Raw genomic sequence first — 12,600 nt, forward strand, 5'->3', positions numbered from 1 at the left:
TTCGTCGCGGATCCGTTCGGTGTGCCGGGTGGGCGGATGTACCGCACGGGTGATGTGGTGCGGTGGCGTGGGGACGGTCTGCTGGACTTCCTGGGTCGGGCGGACGATCAGGTGAAGATCCGGGGTTACCGGGTGGAGCCGGGGGAGATCGAGGACGCGATCGCGGCGCACGAGGAGGTGGCGCAGGCGGCGGTGGTGGTCCGTGAGGACACCCCGGGCGTCAAGCGCCTCGCCGCCTACCTGGTCCCAGGTGAGGGTACCCTTATCGAGGTCACCGAGCTCCGGCGTATGCTGGCGGCCCGCCTGCCCGAGTACATGGTCCCGTCGGCGTTCGTCGTGCTGGACGCGCTGCCGCTGACCGTCAACGGCAAGCTCGACCGCAAGGCCCTGCCGGAGCCGGGAGCCGAGGACTACACGACCGCCGGATCGCAGCGCGAACCCCGGTACCCGAGCGAGAAGGCGGTGCACGCGGCGTTCGCACACGTGCTGGGCCTGCCCTCGCTCGGCATCGACGAGAACTTCTTCGACCTCGGCGGCCACTCGCTGCTCGCCATGTCGCTGCTCCAGCGGCTGCGCGAGGAGTTCGAGGGCGACCTCTGCCTGGCCGACCTGCTCGCCAGGCCGACCGTCGCCGCCCTCGCCGACTTCCTGGTGGACCGTCTGGTCCACACCGCCCTCGGGGCGGAACCGGGCGACGGCACCGCCTGCTCCGTCTGACCGCGACCGACCCTTCGCCACACGAATCCCAAGGAGAACCAGATGAGCGCCACCAACCCCTTCGAGGACGATGACGCCCGCTACCTCGTGCTCGTCAACGCCGAGAACCAGCACTCCCTGTGGCCCACCTTCGCCGAGGTCCCGGCCGGCTGGACGGTCGTGCACGGCGAGGACACCCGCCAGGCGTGCACCGAGTACATCGACGCTAACTGGACCGACCTGCGCCCGGCCAGCCTGATCGCGCGCACCGAGGCCGCAGCCTCCTGACCCGCCCGGGCGGGGACGGCCACGCGCCGTCCCCGCCCGCATCGTTCCCCGCCGAGACCCGACGGATGGCCATCGCCGTGAGCACCCACCAGCCAGAACCCGCCGCAGGGCCGCCCGACGGCCTGACCGCCGAGCAACTAGCCGCCGAGGAACTGGAACCCGGGGCCCTCTCAGTCGAGCGCCGCCGCCGGGCCAAGGCCCTGCTGCGCGGCTCGATCCGGCCCCACCGCAGGACGGTGGCCGCCGCCATGGTGGCCGCCGCGGTCCGCCAGCTCGCCCTGCTCGCCGTGCCCTGGTGCGTCCAGAAAGCGATCGACGAGGGCTTCCAGAAGAACGACAGCGGAGCCGTGCTGACCTGGGCCGGCGCCACCGCGCTCGCCGCCCTCGTCCAGTTCGTCGGCCTCTACGGCTGGCAGTACTGGGCGGGCTACGCCGACGCCAAGGTCGGCGCCGACCTGCGCTCCCGGCTGCTCCACCACCTCTCCGGCCTGGACCGGGCCGCCCTCGCCTCGCGCGGCCACGGCGACCTCGCGATGCGCGCCACCCGTGACACCGACCTGGTGCGCGAGTGGGTGCACGGACTCTCCATCTGGGTCGTCCTGGGCACCACCTTCATCACCGTGCTGCCTGCCATCGCCATGCTCGACCTCAGCCTGCTGCTGGTGACCCTGGGCACCCTGCCCTTCCTGATCTGGGTCAACCTGCACTTCCCGCGCCGCTTCGCCGCCGCCAGCGGTGAACTCGCCAAGGCCCACGGCAGCCGCGCCGACACCGTCGCCGACCTGCTCCAGATCGGCACCGGGCTGCGCGGCACCGGCGGGCACCGGCCGCTGGTCGAACGCCACCACACGGCCAGCGCCGAGGTCACCGAGCGCACCGTCACCGCCGCCCGGATCGAGGCCAGCTGGGCCGCCGTCGCCCCCTTCGTCCCGCGCCTCGCGGTGGCGGCCGGGGTCGGCTTCGGCGGGCTCGCCGTCCTCGACGGCCGCCTCGACACCGGCGGACTCGTCGCCTTCACGACCTGGATGGCCATCGTCACCCTCGCCACCCGGGTCCTGGTCGACCGGCTCCTGGAGCGCGGGCAGGCCGACGTCGCCGCCGCCCGCATCGACGAAGCCCTGTCCATCAGCCCCGTCGTCGCCGACCCGCCGGCCGACCTGGCCGAGGACCTGCCCGCGCACGGCACGCTGGAGTTCACCGGCGTCACCGCCGTCCGGGACGGCCGCACCGTCCTCGGCCCGGTCGACCTCGCCGTCGGCCACGGCGAGTTCGTCGCCGTCTCCGGCGCCACCGGCTCCGGCAAGAGCACGCTGCTGCGGCTCGCCGTCCGCCTCGACGACCCCGACCAGGGCACCGTCCGCTACGGCGGCACCGACCTGCGCCGGACCCGCCTGGACCAGGTCCGCACCCGCATCGCCTACGTCGCCCAGCGGCCGGTGCTGCTCTCCGGCTCCGTCGCCGACAACCTGCGGCTGGGCCGGGACATCGACCTGGCGGACCTCCAGGAGGCCTGCCGCACCGCCGGCATCCACGACCAGCTCACCGCGATGCAGGACGGCTACGACACCGAGCTCGGCGAGGGCGGCACCGCGCTCTCGGGCGGCCAGGTGCAGCGCCTCGCGATCGCCCGGGCCCTGCTCGGCGACCCGACCCTCCTGCTGCTGGACGACTCCACCTCCGCCCTGGACACCAGCACCGAACGCATAGTCCTCGACCGGCTGCGCGCCTGGGCCGGAGGCGAGCGGACCGTCCTGTTCGCCACCCACCGGTCCGCCGTGCTGGACGCCGCGGACCGGGTGCTGACCCTGGAGTCCGCGCGCGGCGGCGAGCCCGACCCCGACGCACCCGACGCCCTGACCACCCCGGACGCCATGGAGGTGGCCCGTGGCTGAACAGCCCCTGCTCCAGGAGGAGGCGGACGAACGGGCGGTGCTGCGCCGGGCCATGCCCTACCTGCGCCCGCACCGCACCCGTCTCGGCATCGCCCTCAGCGTCGGCCTCGCCGACTCCGCCGCGCTGGTCGCCGTCGCCCCGCTGATCGGCCTGGCCGTCAACTCCCTCGACAGCCGCGACCGCGGCGGCCTCGGCCTCGCGGTGGCCCTGCTGGTCGGACTCGGCCTCGTCCAGCTGGTCCTCGCCCGGGTCGGCGAACTGCTGCTCATCAAGGGCGGCGAGAACGTCGTGCGCACCCTGCGCGAGCAGGCCGTGGAGAACCTCGCCACCGCCCCGCTGCGCTTCCTGGAGACCCACCGCAGCGGCGAGCTGTTGCGCCGGGCCACCGGCGAGGTCGCCGCGCTCGCCGCGTTCGTCCGGCTGCACCTGCGCAACCTGGTCTCCGCGGTCGCGACCCTGGCCTTCACCCTGATCATGCTGGTCGGCTACTCCTGGGTGCTGCTGCTCGTCCAGCTCGCCGTGTTCCTGCCGCTGACCCTGCTGGTCACCCGGTGGTTCCAGCGGGACGCCGCGGCGGCCTTCGGCGGCAAGGCCGGCGCCGAGGCGACGGTCGCCGCCACCTTCTCCGAGACCCTGACCGCCCGTGAGGCGCTGCAGACCTCCCGGGGCCTGACCGGCTGGAGCGCCCGCTTCGAGCGCGAGAACCGGCACGCCGTGCGGGCCGCCCGCCGGGCGCTGCGGGTGGAGAACCGGATCGACCTGGTCAGCCTGATCGAGGGCGCCGCCCTGGTCGTGCTGCTCGTGGTCGGCGGCTGGATGGTCACCCGGGACGCGGTGAGCGTCGGCACCGTGGTGGTCTTCGTGCTCGCCAGCCGCAACCTCTTCGACTCCTTCGCCGACCTCTCGCAGCTCGTCGGCGAGGTGCAGACCGCCCGCACCGGCCTGGCCCGGCTGCTCGACCTGCTCGCCGCCACCACCGCCCCCGCCCGGGGGCCGCAGGCCCGGAGCGGGAAGCTGCCCGCCCGGGGGGACCTGCGCTGCGTGGCCGTCGACTACCGCTACCGCGCCGAGGGCCTCGACCTGCACGGCATCACCCTGGACCTCCCCCAGGGCAGCCGCACCGGCGTGGTCGGTGAGACCGGCTCCGGCAAGACCACCCTGTCCAAGCTGCTCTGCGGCCTCTACGAGCCCGACGGCGGCTGCGTCACCTTCGCCGGCACCGATCTGACGGACATTCCGGAGGAGGAGCTGCGCCGCCGGATCGTCCTGGTGCCGCAGGAGGTGCGGCTGGTCTCCGGGACCATCGCGGACAACCTCGCGCTGGTCCAGGGCGCGCCCGACCGGGCCCGGATCGAGCGGACCGTCGACCAGCTGGGCCTGCGGGAGTGGCTGGCCGACCTGCCCGGCGGGCTGGACGCCGAGGTCGGCCAGCGCGGCGGCAACCTCTCGGCGGGGGAGCGGCAGATCCTGGGCGTGGTGCGCGCCGTCCTCGCCGACCCGGCGGTCCTGGTCCTGGACGAGGCGACCGCCGACATCGACCCGGTGACCGCGGGCCGGCTGGAGCACGCGCTCGACGAACTGCGCGCCGACTGCACCCTGGTGGTCATCGCCCACCGCCCGGCGACCATCGCCCGGCTGCCCCGGGTGGTGCGGCTGGACGGGGGACGTCTGGTGAGTGACGGTCCGGCGGGAGACGGTCCGGGGGACGGAACCCCGCTGGTCTCCGAACTGCAGGTTAGGCTAACCTAATCGAACGATCGCCCTGTGCCGCCGTCCCGGCTTCCCTCGGGCCGGCGGCACAGGGCTGTCCGGGCCTGCACGCTCTCTTCACGGATTGGGCTGACCGATGAACACCGACACGGCGCCGCCGCGCATGCGAATAGTCCGCCATCCGCTCAAGTACCGCCTGCTGGAGGTCAAGCAGGTCACCAGGGTCAGCCCGGGCACGGTCCGGGTGACGTTCCACGGCGACGCGCTGGAGGGCTTCTGCGAGCAGGCGCCCACCGACCACGTGAAGCTCTGCTTCGCCGAGCCGGGCGCCGACCTGCCGGTCGAGCCGATCGTCGAGAACGACACCTGGATGGACGCCCCCGAGGGCATGTCCGAGCCGCTGACCCGCGACTACACCGTCCGCGGCTACCGCCGCGAGGCCCACGAGCTGGACATCGACATGGTCCTGCACGGGACCGGCATCGGCTCCACCTGGGCGGCGGCGGCCGAGCCCGGCATGCGCCTGGGCGTGTTCGGCCCGCGCGGCTCCGAGGAGATCCCCTTCGTCCACGACTGGTACCTGCTGGGCGCCGACGAGACCGCGTTGCCCGCACTGGCCCGCTGGCTGGAACTGCTGCCCGCCGGCGTCAAGGTCCTGGCCTTCGTCGAGGTCCCCGGCCCCGAGCACGAGCAGGTCCTCGCGACCTCCGCCGACGCCACCGTCACCTGGCTGCACCGGGGCGACGCCGCGGTCGGCAGCACCGACCTGTTGGAGCAGGCGATCCGGGCCGCGGAACTGCCCGGGGGCATGGGCTTCGCCTGGGTCGCCGGCGAGGCGAACACCCTCAAGCCGATCCGCCGTTACCTGCGCAACGAATGCGGTCTGACCAAGAACCAGGTCGACGTCGACGGCTACTGGAAGCGTGGCGTGGCCAACCACGACCACCACGAGGACGAGCACCAGCAGCACGCATGACCGTCGAAACCCTTGACCAGCCCGCCGCCCCCGCCGCCACGGCGCCCGTGCCCCGGGGGCGGCCCGGCACCGCCCGACGTGCCGCCTGGCTGCTGGGGGCGCTCCTGCTGCTCGCGCTGCTGGTCCTCGCCAGCATCGCGATCGGCGCGCGCTCCGTCTCCCCGGGGCAGGTGCTGCACGTCCTGCTGCACCGTGAACCGTCCTCCGAGGACTGGATCGTGGTGCACCACTCCCGCATCCCCCGGACCATGCTGGGCATCGCCGTGGGCGCCGCCCTCGGCATCTCCGGGGCGATGATGCAGGCGCTCACCCGCAACCCGCTGGCCGACCCGGGCCTGCTCGGCATCAACGGCGGCGCCGCGGCGGCCGTCGCGGCCGGCACCGCGCTGTTCGAGCTGAAGTCCTTCGGCGCCTTCGTCTGGTTCGCGCTGGCCGGCGCCGCCGTCGCCGCGCTGATCGTGCAGCTCCTCGGCGGCAGCGGCCGGGCCTCGGCGACGCCGGCCCGGCTCGCGCTGGCCGGCACCGCCGTCACCGCCGTGCTCACCGCCTTCGTCAACGGGCTGATCCTGCTCGACCCGCTGACCCTGAACCGGTTCCGCTTCTGGCAGGTCGGCACCCTCGCCGGTGTCGACGGCGCCGTCGTCGGGCAGGTCCTGCCGTTCCTGGTGGTGGGCGGCGTCCTGGCGCTCGCACTGGCCAGGCCGCTCAACGCGCTGGCCCTCGGTGACGACGCCGGGCACGCGCTCGGCGCCAACCCCGGTCGGACCAGGCTGCTCAGCCTGGTCGCGATCACCCTGCTCTGCGGGGCGGCCACCGCGGCCGTCGGGCCGATCGCCTTCGTCGGCCTGGCCGTTCCGCACCTGGCCCGTCACGTCTGCGGGCCCGACCAGCGCTGGATCATGCTGCTGTCGGCCGTCTTCGCCCCGGTGCTGCTGCTCGGTTCCGACATCGTGGGCCGGCTCCTGCTGAGTCCGGCGGAGCTCCAGGTCGGCGTCGTCACCGCGTTCATCGGGGCCCCGCTCTTCATCGCCCTGGTACGCGGCCGGAGGATCGCCCAACTGTGAACAGCCCCACCGCGGTCGAGCCGACCGCCGTACCCACCACCCCCGCCGCGCGCGCGGCCGGGTCGGCCGCCGGCCGTCCGGGCGCCGTCCCGCTGGCCGCCGTCCGGCTCCCCGGCGGCCTGTCGTTGCGCTGGCACCGCCGGGCCACCGTGGTCTCCGTGGTCCTCCTCGTGGCGCTCGTGGCCACCGCCGTCTGGTCGCTGACCGCCGGCGACTACCCGATGCCGGTCGCCGACGTCGTCGAGGTGCTGACCGGCGGCGGCCGTCGGGCCGACCGGTACATCGTCATGGAGGTACGGCTGCCCCGACTGCTGACCGCCCTCCTGGTCGGTGCGGCGCTGGGGTTGGCCGGCTCGCTGTTCCAGACCCTCGCGCGCAACCCGCTGGGCAGCCCCGACGTCATCGGCTTCACCGTCGGTTCGGCGACCGGCGCCCTGGCGGTGATCCTGGTCATCGGGGGAAGCGCCGCCGCGGTGGCCGGCGGTGCGGTGGTGGGCGGCATGCTCACCTCCGTCCTGGTCTACCTGCTGGCGCGGCGGGGCGGGACCCAGGGATACCGACTGGTCCTGGTCGGCATCGGCGTCAGCTCGCTGCTGTCCTCGCTCAACGCCTACCTGATCGCCCGTGCCTCCTTCAGCGACGCGCAGAGCGCCGCGGTCTGGCTCACCGGCAGCCTCAACGCGCGCGGCTGGGAACACTGCGGGCCGATGGCGGCCGCGCTGCTCCTGCTGCTCCCGGCGGCCGTGCTGCTGGGCCGGCCGCTGCGGATGCTGGAGATGGGCGACGACGCGGCGTCCTCGCTGGGCGTGCGCACCGAGGGCGCGCGGGTGTGGCTGGTGCTGATCGGCGTCGGCCTGACCGCCGCGGCCACCGCCGCCGCCGGGCCGATCCCCTTCGTCGCGCTGATCGCGCCGCAGGCCGTCCGCCGCCTCACCCGGGCCACCGGCCCCAACCTGCTCGGCTCGACCCTGCTCGGCGCCCTGCTGCTGGCCCTCAGCGACCTCGCGGCGCAGCGGCTGCTGGCCCCCACCCAGCTGCCCGTCGGTGTGCTCACCGGTGTGGTCGGCGGCTGCTACCTGGTCTGGCTGATCCTCGGCCAGTGGCGCGCCAAGCGCGGCTGATCGGAGGTCGCGGTCGGGTGCCCGGCCGCGACCCGGCGCCCGGGCGCGCCGTCAGACCAGGCGGGTGAACACCTGGGAGTGCCGGGCCGGGTCCAGGCCGGCGGCCCAGTCGCGGGGCGCGGCCGAGGCGGGGATCTCCCGGAAGCCGCGGCGCAGGAAGAGCGCGCCGCCGCCGGTGGTGGCGGTGACCAGGGCGCGCAGGCCCCGGCGGCGGGCCTCGGCGACGACGGCCGTCACCAGGAGCGAGCCTTGGCCCGCGCCCTGTCGGTCCGCCCGGACGCACAGGTTGTGCAGCAGCCCGGTGGCGGGTCGGCCGGCCTCCGGGGCCAGTGCGCGCAGCGCGACGCAGGCGTCCAACCGGTCGCCGTCCGGGCCCTGGCCGTGGACCACCAGGAAGGTGTCGGCCGGGTGCCGATAGGCGTCCGGCGCGCGCTCGCGCAGCGCGCCGGAGCGCATGAACGGGACGGAGAGCGCGTACAGCGCCGCCGCGTCCGAGCGTTCGGCGCGGACCGCCCGCAGGACCTGGGCCGCGTACGGCGCGGCGGTCACCGGACGGTGCCGCGGCGTGCGGGGGCCAGCGGGACGACCAGCGGGGTGCCGGTCTGCGGGTCCTCGATCACCTGGCAGGGCAGGTCGAAGACCTTCTCGACGAGGGCCGCCGTGACGATCTCGGCGGGCGGGCCCTCGGCGACCACCGTGCCGTCGCGCATGGCGATCAGGTGGCTGGCGTACCGCGCGGCCTGGTTGAGGTCGTGCAGCACCGCGACCAGGGTGCGGCCCTGCTCCTCGTGCAGGCGTGCGCACAGGTCGAGCACCTCGACCTGGTGGGCGATGTCCAGGAAGGTGGTCGGCTCGTCCAGCAGGAGCAGCGGGGTCTGCTGGGCGATGGCCATGGCGAGCCAGACCCGCTGGCGCTGGCCGCCGGAGAGCTCGTCGACGAAGCGGTCGGCGAGGGCGTCGACGTTGGTGGCCGCCATGGACTCGGCGACGATCCGCTCGTCCTCCCGCGACCACTGCCGGAACAGGCCCTGGTGCGGGTAGCGTCCGCGGGCCACCAGGTCCGCGACGGTGATGCCGTCCGGGGCGGTGGAGCTCTGCGGGAGCAGTCCGAGCCGGCGGGCGAGCTCCTTGGCGGGCAGCGCCCCGATCTGCTCGCCGTCCAGCAGCACCCGGCCCGCGGCGGGCTTGAGCAGGCGGGCGAAGGCGCGCAGCAGGGTGGACTTGCCGCAGGCGTTCGGACCCACGATCACGGTGAACGAGTCGTCCGGCACCGCCACCGACAACTCGGTGGCGATGGCGCGCTCGCCGTAGCGCAGCGTCACCCGCTCGGTGAGCAGGCGTCCTTCGGCGGTGGTCACTTCTCCTCCAGCAGTTCGTCGGTGGTCAGGACGACGGCGCACTTCTCGGCGGCCCAGCGCAGGGCCTCGCGGTGCTTCTCGGCGGAGAAGTCGGCGACGGCGTCGCCCACCACGAACGCCTGGATGTCGCGCGTCCACGCGTCGCAGGCGGTCATCATGACCCCGATGTGCGCGTAGACGCCGACGATCACCAGCTGGTCGCGGCCGGTCTCGCGGAGGATCCGGTCGAGGTCGGTGCGGGCGAAGGCGCTGTACTTCCACTTGAGCAGCATGACGTCCTGCTCGGCGGGTGCGACCACGTCGGGTACCGCCTGGGCCCGGGGGTCGGCGGGCAGGCCCGGTCCCCAGAAGTCGAGCTGCAGACCGCGTTCCCCGGGGGTCTGGCCGCCGCGCTGGTGGGAGTAGATCACGGGCATGCCCAGGGTGCGGGCGTGCGCCAGGATGCGCGCGGTGTTGGCGAGGGCCGGGGCCAGTGGGGGGCCCTCGGCGGGGAAGGCGCCGAGGAAGTAGTTCTGCAGGTCGTGGACGAGGACGGCGGCCCGCGAAGGGCTGACGTGCCACGGCACCTTGCGAGGGGGGAGGTCCTCGGGGCCGGGCAGGCGGTAGGGGGCGATGGCGGGCAGAGCCATGCGGGTGGCCTTTCTGGGCTAGCGGGTGGTGGTGCGCAGGTCCTTCTTGCTGACCTTGCCGATGCCGGTGCTGGGGAAGGCGTCGACGAACTCGACGCGGTCCGGGACCTTGTAGGCGGCCAGGCCGGCGGCGTGGACGAAGGACTTGAGCTCGGCGGGGCGCGGCCGGTCGGCGCCGGGACGCAGGATGACGTAGGCGCAGCTGCGCTCGCCCAGGTACTCGTCCGGGGTGGCGACGACGGAGACGTCGTGCACGGCGGGGTGGGCGAGCAGGACGTTCTCGACCTCCTCGGCCGCGACCTTCTCGCCGCCCCGGTTGATCTGGTCCTTGGCCCGGCCCTCGACGACGAGGTGGCCGGTGGGCGTGCGGCGCACGATGTCGCCGGTGCGGTAGAAGCCGTCGGCGGTGAACGAGCGGGCGTTGTGCTCGGGAGCCCGCCAGTAGCCGCGGATGGTGTACGGCCCGCGGGTCAGCAGGTGCCCGGTCTCGCCGTCGGGCACGTCGACGTCCTCGTCGTCGACGACCCGGACCTCGTCGTCGGGGGAGATCGGCCGGCCCTGGGTGGTGAGGACGGTGTCCTCGGGGTCTTCGGGGCGGGTGTAGTTGACCAGGCCCTCGGCCATGCCGAACACCTGCTGGAGCCGGCACCCGAGGGCCGGGCCGAGTCGGCGGGCCGCCTCCTCGCTGAGCTTGGCACCGCCGACCTGGAGCAGGGCGAGGCTGGACAGGTCGTGCCCGCTGCCCGGTGCGGCCTGGGCCCAGGCGAGGGCCAGCGGTGGGACGACGCCGGTGATCGTGACGCGTTCGCGGGCGATCAGGGACAGCGCGGTCTCGGGGCTCGGTTCGGGGGCGAGGACGACCCGTCCGCCGGCGTGGAAGGTGCCGAGCGTGCCGGGGGAGCTGAGCGGGAAGTTGTGGGCCGCGGGCAGCGCGCACAGGTACACCGTGTCCGCCGAGAGCTCGCAGATCACCGCGGACTCGCGGACGCTGTACAGGTAGTCGTCGTGGCAGCGGGGGATGAGCTTGGACAGGCCGGTGCTGCCGCCGGAGAGCTGGAGGAAGGCCAGTTCGCCGGAGTGCGGCGGGTCGGTCGGTGCCACGGGGACGTCCGCGCGCAGCTCGGCGAGCGGGGTGAAGCGGGCCGGGTCGCCCACGACGAAGACCTCGCCGAGCCCGGGCACCGCGGCGCACACGTCGGCGGCCAGCTCCCGGTAGTCGAAGCCGCCGTGGCGGTCGGCGATGAACAGCGCCTTGGCCTCGGCGAACTCGCAGAAGTACGTGATCTCGGCCCGGCGGTGTGCGGGGAGGGCCATCACGGGCACCACGCCGGCCCGCAGCGCGCCGAAGAACACCTCGAAGAACTCGGCCACGTTGGGGAGTTGGAGGACGACCCGGTCACCCTTGCGCAGCCCGCGGGCGAGCATTCCGGTGGCGAGCCGGTCGGCCCGGGCGTCGAGCTCGGCGTAGGTCCAGTGCCGGTCGCCGTCGGTCACGGCGACCCGCTCCGGTGTCGTGGCGGCGTGGCGGCGGATCATGGCGTCCAGGGGCTCGCCGGTCCAGTGGCCGGCCGCCCGGTAGCGCTCGGCGGCTTCTTCGGGGTAGAGGCTCATTCGCTGTCCTTCAGTCCGACGGCGTGCAGGAAGGTGCGGAACTTGGCGTCGGTCTCGGCGAGTTCGTGTTCCGGTACGGAGGAGGCTATGACCCCGGCGCCGGCGAACAGCCGGAGCCGGTCTCCGTCGGCCTCGGCGCAGCGCAGGGTGACGACCCACTCGCCGTCACCCGAGGCGTCGCCCCAGCCGACCACCCCGGCGTAGAGTCCGCGGTCGAAGGGCTCCAGGCCGGCGATGAGGTCCCGGGCCCGGTCGGTCGGGGTGCCGCAGACGGCGGGAGTGGGGTGCAGGGCCAGCGCGAGGTCGAGGGCGCTGGTGGACGGGTCGCGCAGGGTGCCGGTGACGGTCGTGGACAGGTGCCACATGGCCGCCGTGCGGACGAGCGAGGGCCGCTCGGGGACGACCAGGTCCACGCAGTGGGGTGCGAGCGCCCGGCGGACGGCGTCGGCCACGAAGGCGTGCTCGGCGAGGTCCTTCCCGGAGCGCATCAGGGCCTCCGCCCGCTGCCGGTCCTCCACCGGGTCGGTGCTGCGGGCGGCGGAGCCGGCCAGCGGGTTGGACACCACGCGGGTGCCCCGGCGGGAGAGCAGGAGCTCGGGGCTGGCCCCGATCAGCGTGGCGGTGCCGCCGGCCGGTACCGCGAAGGTGTGGCCGCGCGGATCGCGGTCCAGCAGCCGCCGCACCATGGCGGGGATGTCGGTGCCGCCGGGGGAGGTGAGCTCCAGGGTGCGGGCGAGGACGATCTTCGCCAGGTCCGGGTCCTCGTTCATGAGCCGCACCGCGGTGGCGACGGCGGCGCGGTAGCCCTCGGGAGCGGGGACGGGGCGTTTGGTCCACGCGCCGCCGGTGGCCGGGGCCGGGACGGGCGGGCGCGGGAGGTCTTCGGTGACCGGGCCCGCGTGCCGGACCCGTTCCGGGATGAAGAGTTCGGCGGGTCGACCGGGGGAGAAGGGGATCGCCCCGACCACGACGGCCTCGCGGCCGTCGGCCCGGGCTTCGGCCAGCAGCCGGCCGGCCGCTGCCGGGTCGGGTACGGACCGGTGCCGTCCTTCGGCGAGGAGAGTCCGGGTGGGGCCGGCCAGGAAGGCCCGGTCCGGTCCCGGGCGGTAGGCGGCGAGGAGTTCACCGCAGGTCGCGGAGGACGAGGCGGTGGACCGGGCTTCGAACGCCGTGGTCATGGTGCTCCGTTCTGACGGCGCCGCAGGGCACCGGGGTGATGGGGCTCGTGGGACGGACCGCGCGGGACCGCCCGGG

12 protein-coding genes are annotated in these 12,600 nt (G+C 74.5%); 7 read left to right on the forward strand and 5 right to left on the reverse strand.

Annotated elements, in window-relative coordinates; translation table 11 throughout:
• The 7 genes from ACIQVZ_RS20525 to ACIQVZ_RS20555 form a co-directional block, all read left to right on the forward strand.
• The coding region (locus ACIQVZ_RS20525; protein ID WP_402451793.1) for a phosphopantetheine-binding protein at positions 1-717 on the forward strand (717 nt) is incomplete at its 5' end.
• Positions 718-759: 42 nt separating this feature from the next.
• Positions 760-984: an MbtH family protein gene (locus ACIQVZ_RS20530; RefSeq protein WP_350886618.1), complete on the forward strand. Its 225-nt coding sequence runs from the start codon at positions 760-762 to the stop codon at positions 982-984.
• 65 nt (positions 985-1,049) lie between these two features.
• Entirely contained in the window at positions 1,050-2,876 is a 1,827-nt protein-coding gene (locus ACIQVZ_RS20535) for an ABC transporter ATP-binding protein (RefSeq protein ID WP_402451796.1), read from the forward strand.
• Positions 2,869-4,626 carry an ABC transporter ATP-binding protein gene (locus ACIQVZ_RS20540; RefSeq protein WP_402451798.1) on the forward strand — a complete coding sequence of 586 codons (1,758 nt, stop codon included), beginning with the start codon at positions 2,869-2,871 and terminating at the stop codon, positions 4,624-4,626. Before ACIQVZ_RS20535 ends, ACIQVZ_RS20540 begins: the two co-directional genes overlap by 8 nt.
• A gap of 97 nt (positions 4,627-4,723) precedes the next feature.
• Positions 4,724-5,563 carry a siderophore-interacting protein gene (locus ACIQVZ_RS20545; RefSeq protein ID WP_402451799.1) on the forward strand — a complete coding sequence of 280 codons (840 nt, stop codon included), beginning with the start codon at positions 4,724-4,726 and terminating at the stop codon, positions 5,561-5,563.
• A complete protein-coding gene (locus ACIQVZ_RS20550; RefSeq protein ID WP_350886607.1) occupies positions 5,560-6,627 on the forward strand; it encodes an iron chelate uptake ABC transporter family permease subunit in 1,068 nt (355 codons plus the stop codon). Before ACIQVZ_RS20545 ends, ACIQVZ_RS20550 begins: the two co-directional genes overlap by 4 nt.
• A complete protein-coding gene (locus tag ACIQVZ_RS20555) occupies positions 6,624-7,748 on the forward strand; it encodes an iron chelate uptake ABC transporter family permease subunit (protein ID WP_350886604.1) in 1,125 nt (374 codons plus the stop codon). The genes ACIQVZ_RS20550 and ACIQVZ_RS20555 overlap by 4 nt, the downstream gene beginning before the upstream one ends.
• Before the next feature lie 51 nt (positions 7,749-7,799).
• Here the strand turns inward: ACIQVZ_RS20555 and ACIQVZ_RS20560 are convergent, their stop codons facing one another.
• From ACIQVZ_RS20560 to ACIQVZ_RS20580, 5 genes are read right to left on the reverse strand one after another with little or no spacing between them, the layout of a single operon-like run.
• Entirely contained in the window at positions 7,800-8,297 is a 498-nt protein-coding gene (locus ACIQVZ_RS20560; RefSeq protein WP_402451802.1) for a GNAT family N-acetyltransferase, read from the reverse strand.
• Positions 8,294-9,106 carry an ABC transporter ATP-binding protein gene (locus ACIQVZ_RS20565; protein WP_402451805.1) on the reverse strand — a complete coding sequence of 271 codons (813 nt, stop codon included), beginning with the start codon at positions 9,104-9,106 and terminating at the stop codon, positions 8,294-8,296. Before ACIQVZ_RS20565 ends, ACIQVZ_RS20560 begins: the two co-directional genes overlap by 4 nt.
• Complete coding sequence (locus tag ACIQVZ_RS20570) at positions 9,103-9,735, reverse strand: isochorismatase family protein (RefSeq protein WP_402451807.1); 633 nt, start codon at positions 9,733-9,735, stop codon at positions 9,103-9,105. The genes ACIQVZ_RS20565 and ACIQVZ_RS20570 overlap by 4 nt, the downstream gene beginning before the upstream one ends.
• Positions 9,736-9,753: 18 nt before the next feature.
• A complete protein-coding gene (locus ACIQVZ_RS20575) occupies positions 9,754-11,346 on the reverse strand; it encodes a (2,3-dihydroxybenzoyl)adenylate synthase (RefSeq protein WP_402451808.1) in 1,593 nt (530 codons plus the stop codon).
• Entirely contained in the window at positions 11,343-12,524 is a 1,182-nt protein-coding gene (locus ACIQVZ_RS20580; protein ID WP_350886590.1) for an isochorismate synthase, read from the reverse strand. The genes ACIQVZ_RS20575 and ACIQVZ_RS20580 overlap by 4 nt, the downstream gene beginning before the upstream one ends.
• Positions 12,525-12,600: the final 76 nt, after the last annotated feature.

This window comes from Kitasatospora sp. NPDC098663 (genome assembly GCF_044760075.1).
Taxonomy (GTDB): domain Bacteria; phylum Actinomycetota; class Actinomycetes; order Streptomycetales; family Streptomycetaceae; genus Kitasatospora.